Raw genomic sequence first — 16,246 nt, 5'->3', positions numbered from 1 at the left:
ATGGCGGTATTCAATCCAGTAAAAACAAGAACTTGGAGCAAAAATACTCCTGCGGATGGGGATCTAATCGACGACGAATTTGATCGCCAATATGAAAATTTTCAATATTTAAAAGATCGGATCGACTCGACTGACATAAATTTGGCAAATTTCTTGATTCCGATCGGAAGTATTATCGAAGACGGTCTGAACCTGGCTCCTTCTATTAACTTTAAGGACGCGAACGCTCAGGCAATTTCGAGAAACACATTTGTTACTTTATGGAATTCGGTACATCGAGTAATTACCGGAATCGTTCCCACAACGGATCGGATCAGTTGTACAAATCATGGATGTATAGAGGGTCAATTGGTAAAGTTTTCTTTTACAGGGGGAGGAGTTAGTGCATTAGTTAATTATTATGTACGCAACCCGACTACAAATGACTTTCAAATTTCTTCTACCGCCACTGGTTCTATTTTAGATCTAACCTCTTCTCAAACGGGGGAGATGATTATAAATGTGGAATATGGCTTTGGAGACGGTTCAACAACGTATAATGTTCCGGATCGACGTGGTATATTTGCACGAGGTGCAGGAGTTCATGGGTCGCGATCAAAAGCCGCTGGTGGGAATTATGACGGTGGTGCAGTTGGATATGCGGGGCAGGATCAGACGCAGCCTCACCTTCACGCTTCGCCTGCAAACGGCGGATTACCATTTGCAGTAATTGGTAGTGGATCGAGTTGGCTAAACACAGGATCATCGAATTCCGGTGCGAGTTCGCAAACCGGAATTATGGTCTCCGATGGCACAAACGGAACACCTCGAACTGGCAACGAAACCACTCCTGCATTCATCGCGGTAAAATACAAAGTGAGGGTTCTATGAAAATTAAATTCATAAATTATAATTTAAAAATATTCTTATTTAGGATTATGAAGCTAAAACAAAAATTTCTTAAATATTTAAGAAAACCTAGGTTTTTGTACAGTAAAATCCAAATTGTGTCAGTGTTATATTTGGGAGTTTATGATGGCTCTATTTAATCCAGCAAAAACTAGAATTTGGAGTAAGAATACTCCGGCAGATGGAGATCTAATCGATGAAGAAGTAGATAGGCAATACGAAAACGATCAGTATTTAAAAGATCGTATCGATCTGGCAGAAAGTAATTTTCTGGCGACTCAAATTCCTTTGGGGGGAATCATTGAAGACAATCTGAACATAACTTCTACTTCTAACTTTAAGGAAGCAAACGGACAATCTATTTCTAGAATCAGTTTTTCTGTTCTTTGGAATTTAGTTAAAAGGTCCATTACTGGAATTGTTCCCACAACGGATCGGATCAGTTGTGCAAATCACGGATGTATAGAGGGTCAATTGGTAAAGTTTTCTTTTACAGGGGGAGGAGTTAGTGCATTAGTTAATTATTATGTACGCAACCCGACTACAAATGACTTTCAAATTTCTTCTACCGCTACTGGTTCTATTTTAGATCTAACCTCTTCTCAAACGGGGGAGATGATTATAAATGTAGAATATGGTTTTGGAGATGGGTCTACTACGTATAACATTCCAGATCGACGTGGGATCTTTGCACGAGGCGCGGGCGTCCACGGGTCGCGATCAAAAGCCGCTGGTGGAAATTACGACGGAGGTGCGGTTGGATATGCGGGACAAGATCAATTATTTAGGCATGTCCATGAACTATGGCTGAATAGTAATAATAATACGGTTGGCGGCACGACTGCCTATTCGAGCGGTGCGGGACCAAACACACCATCTTCTGCGAGTGCAAATGGCGCATCACCTGGTTACTCTATTCGTTCAGTAATCTCTGACGGTTCTAATGGGACCCCAAGGGCTGGTGATGAGAATACTCCTGCATATATAGCGGTAAAATACAAAGTGAGGGTAGCATAATGAATTATATATTAGAAAAATTGAATAAACAAGTAATTTGGATCAACACAGACCCAAATCGATTAGTTGGAGAAAAAGCCTGGGGGAACTTTAAACCTAATCAACACGAAATCGTATATTCTCTTCACTACAATCCAGAAATTAGAGAAACGTTTGTTGCGGAAATTAAAGACGGAGTGGCGCAAGATTTTACGCTGCAAAAAGTGTACAACAAAATTTCGGGAGAGGAGAGAATCCTACAGAGCTGGGAAGATAAAATAGATTCGGAAATAGAAACGGAGATAGAACCTTTCAAGGACTCTGCCGGAAATCTGGTGGAGTATCAAAAATATACGGATTCCGGTTGGATGATCGATCAAGAACGCAAAAAAGAATCTTTGTTAGAGAAAAATAGCCAGACCTTTTATTCCAAACTTGACTCTTATAGAAGTAAGGTTGTTTATCGTAATACACTTTGGGATTCCGGTAAAACTTATTTAGAGAATATTCAAAAAACATTAACTCTTTATAACAAACAACGGATTATCTCCATCCCGGAATGGAGAGATGCAAATGACCAATTTCATTCTTTGAGTGTAGAAGAATTATCGGAATTATTGGATTTAATCGAGTTAGATCTTTTTAACGCAGGCAGAATTTTATATACTAAAAAATGGGAAATGGAAGAAAAAATTCGACATTTAGCTCCACAAGAATTTTTGGATTTGTCTATAGAATGGAACTTGAGTTGAGAATTATATAGAAACTTATATTTGTTGTAAGGGATGGTATTTCGGATTAAACGAGAATCTTTTTCCGATTTGTGTCTTGTGAATGGCTCTTTGAACTTGATAGATTGGATCATTCCAGTAAATATATATTTTTATTTAGCTTTGATCAAAGAAGAATTTTGATACTTTCGAGTTCTAAGAGTCGTTTTTTGTTTTAGATTATTAATAAATTATGATGTTTTAAAGATGCGGAGATTCAATCATATCTATTCTAAGTTAAGAATTCATACAAATAATTCAAAACTACTCATTTCTATAAAATTAAGTCCCTGACTGTTTGTCATAAAGAGTCGTTTTATGTAGATTTGATATGATCCAATGAGAAAGCGATTGAGGCTTAGGGAACTCAGCAGAATGCTTTCTATGGGGCGCGTTCTATAATAAATTGAAACTAAAGACGAAATTATTGTATAATGTTTCTTTCATACAATTTATTGACTGAAGCTGAAAGCGCGGTCCGGCAAAACCAGATTTGCCCATATTTTCTTTTACAGAATTCACATTAATTCAGTATAAACTGTCGGGTTGGATACTTTGTTGTAATAGTCTTTGAGTAACATTTATATAAATTTTTATATTTTGTTAGTATTATCAGATAATTTTAGATAAAATTTTTTAAGCAAGTTGGTGTTATAAAGAATCTATTTTAAAATTTCAAAATATATAAATGATAGTATTTGGAGTCTGTCTCAAAGCCTCAAAAAATTTGAGCAATAATTTTTTAGAAATTTTAGATAAAACACAATAGTTTACAAATTAGACTGCATTTTACGATTTGTGAGCTTCTAAACAATTATAAATATTCTTAAATATTTGCAGTAACTCCTATATAAACCGTTCATCTGTCTTTTAATATCAATATTTATAATATTAAGGAAAAACAATTATGTATTCATTATATATGACAGGATGGTAACACAAAACAAAAGTTACTTTATAAAAAAGAACTAATAGTAATTAAACTAAATTTATTCAATTGACTCTAAAAAAATCTTTTCTAAAAAAACTTTTTGAGTCCAAGGAATAAAATGATCTTCTTTTTCCAGTTCTATAGTAGTGAGTTTAGAAGGTGAAAATATAGATTTAAAAAATTCTAAATTATGAAAAGATACTAAAGAATCTTTTTTTCCGTGGATTAAAATAATTTTACAGGGAATCAATTTCCAAAATTTTTCTAAAGATTCTAATTGAGATTTAAGAGGAAACATTTCGTCATTACTATTTTTGAGACTGAGTGGTAAAAGATTTTTAACCCAAGTCCAATCTGCAATTTGGTTATACCAACGAATTTCTTCTTCTTTGGAACTTAGAGGTGCAGCAAGTAAAACGAGTGTTCTAATCTTGTAAGAAAAAACTATAGAGATTCTTGCAGCGATTGGGGCTCCGTAAGAATGTCCTACAAGAATGATTTTAGTATTTTTGTCTAATGGGAACTGATTTAAAAAAAATTGAATTGTTTTTCCTAAGATAAAGGCTTGTTTTTCCACGTTTGGAATCACTTCGTTTGGGTTTGAATTTCCGAAACCGGGTCTGTCCATGGCAAAAATACAAAATTTTTTGTTTAAAGTTTTATTTCCCAAATACCAATAATAATTTTGCCAACCTCCGGGAGAACCATGTATAAATATTAAAATATTTTGATTTTTTAAATTACACCCTGATGCAACCCCATAGACTTGTTTTCCTTCCACCGTAAAATTAAACTCTTTGAAATTGATTCCAGAATTTTTGAGAAGGATTAAACTTTCTTTTGGCTTTTTTTTAAAATCCTCTGGAATGCTACAATAACTTCCCAAAAAAAGAAATAGGAAAAAAACAAATTTAGAATACATATTGAGAACCTCTATAATATCTAAAGATAAAATTAAATTTGTATACTAAATTAGGATTTTTATAGGATCGTTTCATGAAAAGTTTATTTTATAGAAATGTATATTATAAATTATTAATTCTATTTTTAAGAGAGAAGTTCTCCATTTTGAATTTGAGAATAAAATTTAAAAAAAGTTTGGTTTGGTTTTAATTCATCTTCAGGATCATGTAGACCTTCTCTAATTTTTTTTACTAGATACATATCGATTTCCCCTTTGTTTTTCGCTTTAATTTTACCTCTATAATCACAAATAAAAAAATCTTTAATTTTTTCAAAGGTTTCCTGAGATATATTTACTTCTCCTGGGATTCCTGAACTTTCCATCCGACTGGCTGTATTTACTGAATCTCCCCAAATATCGTATGCAAATTTTTTGGTTCCAACTACACCGGCGACTACGGAACCAGAATGGATTCCAAGTCTAAGTTCCCAAAAAGGAAGATGATTGTTTTCTCTTTCCTTTTTTTTGAGGCGCATAAATTTTTGAAATTCAAGACCGCATAACACTGCGTCGATGGAGTGTGTATTGTTTACGATAGGAAGTCCACCCGCGGCCATGTAAGAATCTCCTATGGTTTTGATTTTTTCCATACCGTGTTTTTTGGTTATGAGATCGAACTCTCTGAAAAAAAGATCGAGTTCGCTTAACAATTCTTCTGGAGACATAGATTCCGCGATCTTTGTAAAACCTGCCATATCTGTAAAAAGAACCGTTACATTTTCGTAACGGATTGGAACCACAAAATCATTTCTTTTTAATTCTTCCGCGACGGATTCGGGAAGAATATTCAATAAAAGAGAATCCGATTTTTTTCTTTCTATATTCAAATTTCTAGTAAGAATAAAAATTAAAAGCCCTGTTAAGATTTGAACAAATAAGTAATTACCACCCGCATCCAAATAACGTTCTGTATCATTAGAATATGATTTAACTAATTCTCTATGAAAAAATTCGATACCATATAAAAAAGCGGTTGAGGTTGCATAAATCAAATAAACGAGCCAAACGTTATGTTTTCTAAGAAGTATAGTTGCAATTACAAGAGCGGGAATAAAGTAATAATGATTACCACCTATAGAGCCGCCGTTAAAAAACCACATCCAAGAAAGATAAATTAGAATGATAAGATTAAATGGCCAAAACAGAGAATGATAGATACTTTTTATTCTGGAAATAAAATACATGCCTATTAGTAAAGTTCCGGAGATAAAGTTGAGAAAAAAAATCGCTAAAAAGTTTTCTAGATAAAAAGAAGAAAACGCTCCAAAAATGTTCAAAATTCCGTTCACAAATGAAACCGTGTTGAAAAGTCTATGTTCGAGCGAATTTTTTTTAGGATCGCCAAACAAAAAATAAATGATTTTAAGGGCTATATCGGTCACGTTTTTTACCTCTTTGGGTTGTAATTTTATATTCATTCATAAGTAATTTTGAATATTTAAATTTTATATTATTTAAAAGTGATTATAATAAAATTTTTTAGTCTAAAATAATCTATCATTAGTTTAAAGTTTTAAACAGAATCTACTGTTTAAAACGCTCCATTTTTATGAAAGTTCCTACAAATTATGTCTAATTATATGATCTATCAATTTTTGAATCATTCTACTGTCTTCGGGAATTGTAATAGTTCCCACATTTTTCAGTAAAGTTCTGATTTTTACACGCTAAAAAACATTGTAAGGTTTTTAAAATTCTGTTTCAAAAACTGGATTTATATCAAAATTATATTTTATAATCCAGCCAGTCTTTTGTAATTACTTGGAATTATATAACGACGAAACCCTCTCGTTTTTTACACAAAAGCGGAATTTTGTGGTAAAAAATCATAATATTAAATTTTTTATATATATTCATAAATTATAAATTAATTTTTAGAAATAATTAAAAAAAATTGAGTTAGTATTGTAAATTTACCCGATATTTTTATTAAGAAAAATTATAATCTACTAAAATTTTATGATAAAAATAAAAGATCAAAAAAATCAGAAACAATTTAAATCAATTTAAGAAAAAATCTAAATCTATAAAAGATATTTAAAAAAATTAATCCGATCTAATATTGACTTTGCGGTTCCCTCCGTAAAAATAAAAAATTGCCTTAGAAATTTCAACTAAACTTGCTTTTGGAACCCCAAGATTATTATTTTCAAAACCGATTCGAAAAAGTAGACTCCATTGATTAAAAAGAATTTTGTACATTTTCCAGATAGAAAAGTCTGGATCATAAAGATTTGTAGATTCAGAAGTGATTCCGTTTAGTTCCACGATTGAAAATTTTTTTCCCTGTTTTAATTGTTTATCGGATTTATAACGAATGTCGTATCGACCAAAAAAAAATCCGGAAAAAGTTTTTGAAATGTTATCTATTTTTTTAGAAAGCTCCTCGGTGATTAAGTAACTACCATCGGTAAAAAGGGTTCCTTGGCAATGGTTTCCGGCTTCGGCTAATCTTTTTATTTCGCCTTTGGAAAGGATCGTATCCCATTCTTTAAAAAACCTTTCTTGAAAAATCTTCCACTGAAATTGAAATCTAGGATGACGTATAATCAAATTTCCTAAAGTGTCGATTCCGTTTCCTTCTAAAATAGGAAATGTTTTTTTAGTGATCGATAAAATTTTACCATGGGTTTCGTAAGGAAAACGATAATAGAAAATCCCTGCTTCTTTTGGACCGGGATCATATTCCTGAACGATCAGATCTACGTTGGTATTATTCCAATATTCAAAAACTTCTTTTTTGTTTTTTACTAATTTGATTCCACAACCTCTTTGGCCAGAATCCGGTTTTAATATATAAGGAAATTTGAATTTATTTTTCAAGATAATCTTATAAATTAAATCGAATCTATTTTCTTCTCTGAATAATTTTAAAAATTTTAAACTATGTTTGGAATTTAAATTATTAAAAATTTGTTCTTTAGATTCTCCTACTAAACCGCCCAAAGGAATTCCCGGATTGGCTGCACAGATTGTTCCTAGTCCTTTGTAACGGATTGTTAAAAAGAATATATAAGGAACAAGAGGAGAATAAAAAATCCAAGAGGGCCAAAATTCAGGTTGGATTAATTTTCTAAACCAAATTTTCCAAAGAATTATTTTATGGTTTATAGTGTGATAAAGACGTTTCATAAATAAGATTAGAATTTGTGAACTTTAGAGTTAAGCATAAAAATTTTTTAATATAGACGCTAAAAAAATTATCTTAAAAAGTTAAACCTTTTACTTTTTAAAAACTAGTTTTTATGAATCCGAATTTTGGTCTTGAGACCGGAATTGAATAGTTGATAATGCCACACCAAATTCTTCCGGAAAAGAAACGTTGTGTAAAAAACATTCTGCGTAAAGTTTAATGATCGCCATATGATGAATTGTATGATCTTGAACATATAAAAATTCTCGTTTAATATTAGTTATAGTTTTTTCTTCTAGACCTTTATATGGATCGACTAAATATGTAAGTTCTATTTTTTCGTTTTCGGTGATAGATTCTAATTTACTTAGTAGTTCGAAAATTTTATCTCTAGCAGCCAGAGGAGAATTTTCATAAAGAGGGTTTCGTTTTCTTTGATCGTAAGATATGTTTAAAGTTTCTATGCCTAGGATTAAATTTTCTAAAATTTCAATACAGTGTCGAACGTGTTTGCCCACACTTAAATCCGAAAGTTGAGAAATATTTTTAGAATATTCTTTTTCTTCAATAGAAGAAAGAAGGTCGGTCAGTTGGTGGAACGTATATTGAATATTTTTGAATTGAACAGATAACATCAAGTAGATCTTCGAAAAACAAAGATTAAAGTTACAGAATACGAAAGAATTTTAAAAAATTAATCGGAGTTTAAATCAGAAAAAACGATCTGAAATGCGAAGTGAACTTAGATATTATGGCGTTACCTTTGATTGCTCTAACGTGGTAATCTTTTGTAAAAAGAAATTTTTATAACTTGAATCCTTTCATTCTAATTTAGATCAACTAAACGGAGTTATACGGATCAATTCTGTTACCATAAGGGGATATAAAAGTAGTACTGAAAATGAGCTGCGGATTTTACGAAAATGTAGAGTCTCATATCAGTTATACTATTTTAAAGTGTATTGCTTTTTTAAAAAAATTCTACGTCCTCAACTCTTGAAACAGACTTATCGTATTATTCTTATGTGCTTTTGTGGCAATATTTCAGAGTTGTATAATAGTAGAATAGAGTTGTTGAAAAGTTTCATAGTGTAGATTAACAAAACTGTTTCGATTTACCGTTTCCATACAACGGAAAACGATGGAGAATTAATTTTTTAACAATTCTACTAAAGCGCCAGTATTTTACATTTAAGCTGTGCTTTGTGATAAAAATTTATGGTACTCAGTTTTATAGAGATTATTAAAATGAATGATAAAACCGTAGTCGTAGATATAGAGTTTAATAGTTATTCATGGAATCTATCTAAAAAATACTTTATCTTTGTTTAAAACACAGATTTCAATTGTTCTAATATATTTTTTGAGATAACTTCTAATCTGCTTCAACTATGTCGAGAATTTGTTCTCCCAGGTCAATTCTATGATCTACACTACGAATGGTAGAACGGATCACGTCTCCAGGACGTAAATACTGAGTTCTTTTTTCTTGCCCTTTGATAAAAAGATTCCATTTTACCTTTTCAGGTAAAATACTTGCAATTTTTTGAATGAGTTTTCCAGGAGCTCGTAGTGCACATCCGGAGGGAGTTCCGGTTAATAATACGTCTCCAGTAGATATATTACAAAATTGTGATAATTCTAAAACGCTTTCTAAAGGTTTAAAAACTAGATTGGAAGCGGAATCTTTTTGTCTGATCTGACTGTTTACAAGAAGAGTTAACTCCAAAGAATCTAAAAGATCGAAATCTCCTGGATCTAAAACTGAAAGATAAGGACCTGTTGGGCAAAAGGTTCGATACGATTTACCTTTGTACCATTGCATTTGAGGGAGTTGAACGTCTCTAGCGGAAATATCGTTTGCCATAAAAAAAGCTGCGATATATTCTCTAATACTTTTGGAATTTAGTTTTAATGTGGAATCGAAAGATTTTCCAAAAACAAAACCGAGTTCAATTTCATAATCTAGAAGTTTTACGTGAGAAGGACGTATGACTTTTCCGATTGGAGGAGAAAGAGATGCGTCCGATTTTGTGAAAAATAAATTATAAGTTTTATCGTCCGGATCGAGACCGGATTCGATCTGATGTTGTCTGTAATTGGCGCCTTGGCAAATAATCTGACAGGGAGAAGTAATAGGAGATAGAACAGAAACTTCTTGTATTGGAATTAATTTTTGTTTTGGATATTTTTTCTTTTTTTTTAGGAACTCTAAAAAATCCTTCGTAGAAAGATCACCACAGTCCAAAGTTAGAATTTTATCCTCTTCGATTTTTCCCCATTGAATTGAATTCTTTTTTTTAAACCGTATATAGTTAGTTGCCATATAAAATACCTAAACGTATAGTGAGAGTTTTATAAAAATGCCATATTTGTGATTAATATAATTTAAAAATATAACAATTGGTAAAGAACATATTTAGTTAAACAACATTTTTTATTTGTTTTATAAAAAACCCTCCCATTGCAAAAATTAAGAAATTTTTAGTTCCAGATATTCTTGACTTTTAAGAATCGATCATTTTATGTTATAGTGCTTTTGCGAACCTGTTTTTCCCGATCTATTACGATCGGTTCGCGCTCAAACGATTTATCTCCGTTAGTCGATTTGATAGTTTTACTTGATATTTGTACAGTATGCCTCGATTGGGTTCGCGATTCTTATGTCTAAAAAGGCCAATAAAGCTTTTTCTAATTCATAAATTTGTACCTTTGCGGCCGCTATTTCTTTCTCTTGTAAAAGAGGAGGTTATCAAAAAACGATTTGTTTAAGAAACGTGAGCTTGGCGTAAAAAACTCATGATTCTGAAAAAATTTGAAATCTGAACTTTACAGATCGATTTTTTCAATGTGGGAACTACCACAAAACTTAGGTTTGTCTGTAAAGTGATGTGGGAACTACTACAAATCACGATTTTACGAAAAAATTTTAAAATTGTAGGAACTCATATTTTTAGAAATTTTTTTTTACACTGAACTCACATTAAAAAGAATTTTATTTTAGATTTTGAGTCTGTCCCAAAACCGAAACAAGAGATGTTTGCTGGTTTTCAGAATGCTTGTTAAGAAACTAAACGCTGAGTTTATAAGATTGTAGTAAGTTTAAGAACAATGAAGACTGTTCGAAGGTCTATAAACTGTTATTATGACATAACCTATGGGAACTCTTGCGTTTTATAATGAACCTTGCTAAACGATTTCTTTTAGATTCTGTAACAAAATTCTTATAAAAGTTCCCTCTTAAAGTAGAATCCTAGATTATTCAATTATAAAATTCTAATTTATATAATGTGAATCAAATTCTGGATATTTATTTATAAAACTTAATTTCTTCGTAACAAATTCTGGAAGAATGATTTGAAAAATGTAAAACTACTCCATTTTATTAAAAATTTCTAAAGAATTATCGTGTAAAATTTTTTGAGGTTTTGGAACAAGCTTTTGATAGATCATTATTAAACTTTACAATAAAATACAACTATCAGGCGTAGTTTGTGGGAACTTATACAAGTCTTGATTTACTGTGAAATTTTTAAAAGTGTAGGTTTGCTCCAAGAAAGGAGTCTGGTTCTGACTAAGAGTTATGTAATAGAATATCTAACATTTTTGATTACAACAGGGTTTAGTGATAAAAATTCATGGTACTTAATTTTATAAAGATCAGTAAAAATAAAAAACCGTTATATAGAAATGTTTTTTCTAATTTCTTTATATGGAAGTTCACATTAATTTAATGTGAATTTGGTATAACGCGAAAGGGATCGATGCGAGGTTAATAAATTGGAATTAAATACGATATGTTGTATTATGTTTCCTGCATGCAATTTATTAACCAGAGCTGAGAGCCCGGTCCGGCCTGCCTGTGGCAAGCCGGATTCGCCCAGATTTTCTTACGTCGAACTTAAGTATTTTGGAGAATGTTTTTCCAATATTCTCCCATTTTATTCGATTCTCCATGGAAGATTTGTTCAAATCACCGATTGAATTTATGGAAGGATTTGAGAAAAATAGAGTTAAATTTGGCTCGGAGAACATCTTAAAATAATAGTCTGCAATCTGATTGTAGTAAGTAAGCATAATTTGAAGTTTTACGAAAGATAGATATATAGGATTCATAAAGTCTTAAGGATCTAATTCCTAAATCGGTTGATAAGATTTTAAGAATTTTGTCTTGGATGGACTTGTAATTCATTAGAGTTGTTGAAAAATTCCATAGTGGCGATTAACAAAACTGCTTCAATTGCCGATTTACATAAAATAGAAACAGATGGAGAATTAATTTTTCAACAATTCTATTTATTTTTTAAATCAGATTTGACTCTTATTCGTTGTATTTTTGTAAATTGGTCATATAAATTTCTAATTGATAATTAGAAAAAGCTTATAAACAAAAATACGGCTTTTTTAAAAACGATTTAGAAGAATTTTATTTTTGATCTTTAGAGAAATAGATTTTGAGACAAATCTATCTTAAGACGTACGGTTCAGGTTCTATCTAGTTTTAGTAAATTATTTTACATTTTTAGTTTTATCATTTCTTTAAAATTTGAGTTTGCTGAAACTTATCATTTCTAAAAGAAATATCTCTTAGAAATTGGGATTTAATAAATTAAGGGAAACCGCTTGACTCTAAAGAGGACTCACAGACATTGGAAAGACCACGCGAGTATGGTGAAATTGGTAGACACGCCAGATTTAGGTTCTGGTGCAGAAATGTGTGGGGGTTCGAGTCCCTCTACTCGCAAATTTATTTTTCTTACTAATCGTAGCCATATAATAAATTACCAATCCAATAGTTTACACTTTAATAATGTAAATCCTCCGGCCGCCATGATGGTGTCGGGGCCGTGCTCTAACTCAATATTTCTTTCTGTCGAATGATTTATAGAGAATCAGGCACGTATTTCAATTGATCATTTTACGAACTAAAGCAGAACGACTCTCTATAGATCGCCGTTCTGAATCGAAATACAACGCTTTGGTCAATAAATTACATGCAGGAAACGTTATATATCATATTATTTTTAGTTTCAATTGATTATAGAAACGAGACGCTGAAAGGGTATTATATGACATTATTCATTGTGGGAATACTTTTTATAGTTTTTGGTCCAGTATTGTTTTAAAAATCCGAGTTCACCGTCTTTGTACCTTTCGAACGTGTTTGAGGGTAAGAATTGTATGAGTTTTTTCGAATTCGATTTTTGAGATGAAGATTCGTATATATGAACTCCGTTTTCAATCACGCAACCTTCGCCTTCTATTCTAGTGATTTGGGTCGCGGTATTATTTTTTATGATAAACAAATCGCTGATCCAATCCTTACCGAGACAACCTAACGAGCTAAAAGAATAAAAATATTTGGTCCCTTCAATATGAATCGAATTCGGGAAATTGAAAAAATTTGTTATTTCTCTAAATTTACCGGCGGATGGAACGAATAGGTAAAGAATCTCACTACCGATACCCATCTGACTATCTTCTAAAAAAATATCCTTATAACCATCTCGGTTAAAATCTTCAAATCTAAAAGATCGAACGAATTCCGTTTCTTCTGGCGGCAAATTCAGGATTTTAGCTCCTTTAGAATTCACTACGGAAAATCCGGAAGCGTCTAAACGTCCGATAAAACTTTTTCCTTGGATTTTTATCGTTTCAAACTGTTCGGCGTTAATTACTTTAGAAAAAATTAAAATAGCCGCTATCAAAATCGAATGAACAATATGTCGAAAATGATTCAACCTAGTTTTTAAAATAAGATTTTTCATTCTAATCTTTGCGGAAGCTGAAAGTATTTTTACTATCACTGTTTAGAAAGAATTTTGACGGTTCTAACTAGGTCGTCACGGTGTTGTTTTAAATCTTTTTTAAGTAACGCTGGAATTTCCTTTTGTTCCTTCAAAAACTGATTAGTTTTATCAACAAGAGATTGGTTCGGTTCTAAACCTGGAAATAAAATATTTCCAAACGCAGAAGAAAAGTGAGAATCCCTGTCCTTGTAAATTCCAATCACAGACTGGAAATAAAGATCCTCGTAAATTTTTAGAATTTCTTCCTGATGATCCCAATAAAAACCTCTCATACCATAACGAAGCATATCCGTAGAATATTTTGTATTTGGGTCAGTAAATTCTTTCCAAGCCGCAGCTTTGGACTTTGGATCCGGGAATGCGACTTTAGCAGTATATGCTTTTTTAGCTCCTAAATCGGATGTGTCTAATTTTTCCTCATTGGCAATGAGAACTAACGCGTTTTTTTCGCCAAACGCGGAAAGTCTAGTTAATATACTCCATCTTCTTTCCTGATCGATTTTGATTCCGGGAATTATAATTTTTCCGTCTAAAAGATCTTTTAGATAAGAAAGTTGATCAGCGGTTCTGGAAGTCCCTTCCAGCATTCTATACCATACGATTTTTTCTTCTTCTTGGATAGAAGGATCAGAAAGAAATTTTTTAGAAAGATCGTTTAACTTTTTAGACCATTCTTCTCTATTTTCTTTTTTAAGATAGCTGGTTACAATCGAAGAAGCCTTTGTAAGAATGTGGCTGTTTCGAACGGAAAGATCCTCTTCATAAATTCCTTGAAGAAATACCAGGTCTAAAAAATCCTTAGGCGAAATTTCAGCGTCGCGCGTCATCTGCCACAGAGAACCCCAGAGGATTCTTTTTGCAAAACGATCTTTTAGTTTGTTGAAAGACGTTTTTAAGAGAGGAATTCCGTCCTTTGGAAGATACGTTTTTGCATACGCGTGGTCATTCGTGTTGAGAACAACGATCTCAGATAGGAAGGAATTTTTTGGATCGGAGGTCGTTTGCAAAATAGGCGAATTTTTAGTCTTTGCATTTTGGGGAACGGAAGAATCTGTTTTTACAATTGGATTGTAGGGAAGTATGGTTTCTTCTCCTTGAACGACTACCTTGTCTTTCCATACCGCTTTGAAGGAGCTAAAAATGTGTCCGTCGTATAGGTGTTCGTATTTTTTTTCGATCTTATCTTCTTTCAGAGCAAAAACGGTAACTTCCAGAGCGTGAGTTCTAAGGAGTCCGTTTGTGTCGGAAGGAAGTTGTCGAATGAAAAGACGATTTTCTTTCCATACCGGAAGAAGAGTATTTACTCCCGTAGTATCCAGCCACTCCTTACTCCAATTTCTAATATCAATGCCGGACGTTTCCGACATCGTGTCTAAAAAATCGTTTTGAATCGTATTAGAATTTTTGAATTTTTGAAAGTATTTTCGCATCGCATTTCTAAACGAATCTTCTCCGATATAATACATTAATTGGCGGAGTACCGAAGCTCCTTTAGAATACGAAATCCCATCAAAGTTGCTTATAGCGTCTAACGTGTTTTCGGCGCTTCCAGCTATAGGATGGGTTGTAGAAAGTTGATCCTCTCTGTAAGCCCATTCTTCGCGAACATAAAAATGTTCTAAGGCGTCCGGAAATAATTTTCCATGGGACATTGCATAATAGGAAAGATAATCCGCAAAACTTTCGTTCAACCAGAGATCGTTCCACCATTTCATGGTGACTAAGTTGCCAAACCACATGTGCACCATTTCGTGATAGATCGTGTTGGCCCTGCCTAAATATTCGGAATAAATTCTAGGACTTCTAAAAATGTAATGTTCGGAGAACGTAACTGCGCCCACGTTTTCCATCGCTCCCATGTTGAATTCTGGAACGAAAATCTGATCGTATTTTCCGTAAGGATAGGGAAGATCAAAATACGATTCTAAAAACCCAAAAGATTCTTTTGTGATCGCAAAAATATTTTCGGCATCCATATATTTAGAAAGAGATTTTCTACATAGTATCCTAAGTGGAATATTTTTATAACGATCTTCCCAGACTTCATAAGGACCGGAGATCAAAGCGAACAAATACGTAGAAAACAACGCCGTTTTTTGAAAACGAATTTCTATTCTTTCTTTTTGAATTTTTTCTTTAATAGGCAGAGTGTTGTGAACGTATTTCCAATCTTTAGGACCGATCAGAGAAAGTTCGTAAGTTGCTTTTAAATCGGGTTGATCAAAACAAGGAAACATTCTATGTGCTTCAAACGGTTCAAAGTCTGTGTGAAGATATTCAGAACCGTCGGAAGGGTCTTGGAATTGATGAAACCCTGAACCACTATGATTGTAATCATTTGTATAAAGAATTTTAATTTCATTCATTCCGACATTTAAAAAATTAACCGGCAGATCTAAGAAAGAATCCGTTTTTGTATAATCGGAGAAATCTTTTCCGTTTAACAAAAACACTTCGATCTTTTTGGTAACAAAATCTATTTTGAGTTTTCCTTTTCCCTTTCCGGTATAAAAAAACGAAATTTTAGTTTCTCCCTGATACGTGGAAGAACCCGTTTTGAGATCTAAATGGATTTCATAACCGATCTGTTTGACCTGTTCGGCTCTTTCTATGGCTTCCGTTTGAGTAAGTATGTTAGGTGCGTCCATTGATTCCTTCTTTTATATTCGAAAATAAAAATATTCAAATATATGGTTTAGTTTAAGTACTACAATTTTATGTAGAAATTTTATTTTTAGAGTTTCTATTTTAGGT

The 16,246-nt window shown here is 32.5% G+C and carries 11 protein-coding genes and 1 tRNA gene; 4 read left to right on the top strand and 8 right to left on the bottom strand.

Features of this window, described 5'->3' with window-relative positions:
* The 3 genes from BW942_RS06335 to BW942_RS06325 all read left to right on the top strand — a co-directional run bounded on the left by BW942_RS06335 (window position 1) and on the right by BW942_RS06325 (window position 2,636).
* Window positions 1-870, top strand: a complete 870-nt coding sequence (locus BW942_RS06335) for a hypothetical protein (RefSeq protein ID WP_000257955.1) — start codon at window positions 1-3, stop codon at window positions 868-870.
* A 144-nt stretch (window positions 871-1,014) separates the two neighbouring features.
* Window positions 1,015-1,905: a hypothetical protein gene (locus BW942_RS06330; RefSeq protein WP_001173226.1), complete on the top strand. Its 891-nt coding sequence runs from the start codon at window positions 1,015-1,017 to the stop codon at window positions 1,903-1,905.
* Complete coding sequence (locus BW942_RS06325) at window positions 1,905-2,636, top strand: hypothetical protein (RefSeq protein ID WP_001106690.1); 732 nt, start codon at window positions 1,905-1,907, stop codon at window positions 2,634-2,636. The genes BW942_RS06330 and BW942_RS06325 overlap by 1 nt, the downstream gene beginning before the upstream one ends.
* A gap of 1,007 nt (window positions 2,637-3,643) precedes the next feature.
* On the opposite strand, the gene BW942_RS06320 is transcribed toward BW942_RS06325, so the two are convergent.
* The 6 genes from BW942_RS06320 to BW942_RS21410 form a co-directional block, all read right to left on the bottom strand.
* Entirely contained in the window at window positions 3,644-4,507 is an 864-nt protein-coding gene (locus BW942_RS06320; protein WP_000286976.1) for an alpha/beta fold hydrolase, read from the bottom strand.
* Between the two features lie 125 nt (window positions 4,508-4,632).
* A complete protein-coding gene (locus BW942_RS06315; RefSeq protein WP_001022333.1) occupies window positions 4,633-5,967 on the bottom strand; it encodes an adenylate/guanylate cyclase domain-containing protein in 1,335 nt (444 codons plus the stop codon).
* A gap of 628 nt (window positions 5,968-6,595) precedes the next feature.
* Window positions 6,596-7,681: a carboxylate--amine ligase gene (locus tag BW942_RS06305; RefSeq protein WP_000827077.1), complete on the bottom strand. Its 1,086-nt coding sequence runs from the start codon at window positions 7,679-7,681 to the stop codon at window positions 6,596-6,598.
* A gap of 111 nt (window positions 7,682-7,792) precedes the next feature.
* Window positions 7,793-8,317 (bottom strand): hypothetical protein, encoded by a 525-nt coding sequence (locus BW942_RS06300; protein WP_000953879.1) that lies wholly within the window; start codon window positions 8,315-8,317, stop codon window positions 7,793-7,795.
* 740 nt (window positions 8,318-9,057) lie between these two features.
* On the bottom strand, window positions 9,058-10,008 hold the full coding sequence (locus BW942_RS06295; RefSeq protein WP_000224794.1) for a fumarylacetoacetate hydrolase family protein: 951 nt from the start codon (window positions 10,006-10,008) through the stop codon (window positions 9,058-9,060).
* A 1,502-nt stretch (window positions 10,009-11,510) separates the two neighbouring features.
* Window positions 11,511-11,798, bottom strand: coding sequence for a hypothetical protein (locus BW942_RS21410; RefSeq protein WP_001068366.1), 288 nt, complete (start codon window positions 11,796-11,798; stop codon window positions 11,511-11,513).
* 546 nt (window positions 11,799-12,344) lie between these two features.
* Between BW942_RS21410 and BW942_RS06285 the strand changes: the two genes are divergently transcribed.
* Window positions 12,345-12,426: transfer RNA gene (locus tag BW942_RS06285), tRNA-Leu, on the top strand.
* Between the two features lie 331 nt (window positions 12,427-12,757).
* On the opposite strand, the gene BW942_RS06280 is transcribed toward BW942_RS06285, so the two are convergent.
* Both BW942_RS06280 and BW942_RS06275 read right to left on the bottom strand, forming a co-directional pair.
* Window positions 12,758-13,489: a hypothetical protein gene (locus BW942_RS06280; RefSeq protein WP_000635866.1), complete on the bottom strand. Its 732-nt coding sequence runs from the start codon at window positions 13,487-13,489 to the stop codon at window positions 12,758-12,760.
* On the bottom strand, window positions 13,486-16,140 hold the full coding sequence (locus BW942_RS06275; protein ID WP_000339879.1) for a M1 family metallopeptidase: 2,655 nt from the start codon (window positions 16,138-16,140) through the stop codon (window positions 13,486-13,488). The genes BW942_RS06280 and BW942_RS06275 overlap by 4 nt, the downstream gene beginning before the upstream one ends.
* Between the last annotated feature and the right edge of the window lie 106 nt (window positions 16,141-16,246).

This window comes from Leptospira interrogans (assembly GCF_900156205.1).
In the GTDB taxonomy this organism is placed as follows: domain Bacteria; phylum Spirochaetota; class Leptospiria; order Leptospirales; family Leptospiraceae; genus Leptospira; species Leptospira interrogans.
Note: the sequence above shows the minus strand (reverse complement) of the source record. Positions and strands in the feature narration are given on the sequence as shown.

Excerpts from the sequence above, each read along its gene's own strand:
- BW942_RS06335 (WP_000257955.1), top strand. The coding sequence starts at position 1 with ATGGCGGTATTCAATCCAGTAAAAACAAGAACTTGGAGCAAAAATACT.
- BW942_RS06300 (WP_000953879.1), bottom strand. The coding sequence starts at position 8,317 with ATGTTATCTGTTCAATTCAAAAATATTCAATATACGTTCCACCAACTG.
- BW942_RS06295 (WP_000224794.1), bottom strand. The coding sequence starts at position 10,008 with ATGGCAACTAACTATATACGGTTTAAAAAAAAGAATTCAATTCAATGG.
- BW942_RS06320 (WP_000286976.1), bottom strand. The coding sequence starts at position 4,507 with ATGTATTCTAAATTTGTTTTTTTCCTATTTCTTTTTTTGGGAAGTTAT.
- BW942_RS21410 (WP_001068366.1), bottom strand. The coding sequence starts at position 11,798 with ATGAATCCTATATATCTATCTTTCGTAAAACTTCAAATTATGCTTACT.
- BW942_RS06275 (WP_000339879.1), bottom strand. The coding sequence starts at position 16,140 with ATGGACGCACCTAACATACTTACTCAAACGGAAGCCATAGAAAGAGCC.
- BW942_RS06325 (WP_001106690.1), top strand. The coding sequence starts at position 1,905 with ATGAATTATATATTAGAAAAATTGAATAAACAAGTAATTTGGATCAAC.
- BW942_RS06315 (WP_001022333.1), bottom strand. The coding sequence starts at position 5,967 with ATGAATATAAAATTACAACCCAAAGAGGTAAAAAACGTGACCGATATA.
- BW942_RS06305 (WP_000827077.1), bottom strand. The coding sequence starts at position 7,681 with ATGAAACGTCTTTATCACACTATAAACCATAAAATAATTCTTTGGAAA.
- BW942_RS06330 (WP_001173226.1), top strand. The coding sequence starts at position 1,015 with ATGGCTCTATTTAATCCAGCAAAAACTAGAATTTGGAGTAAGAATACT.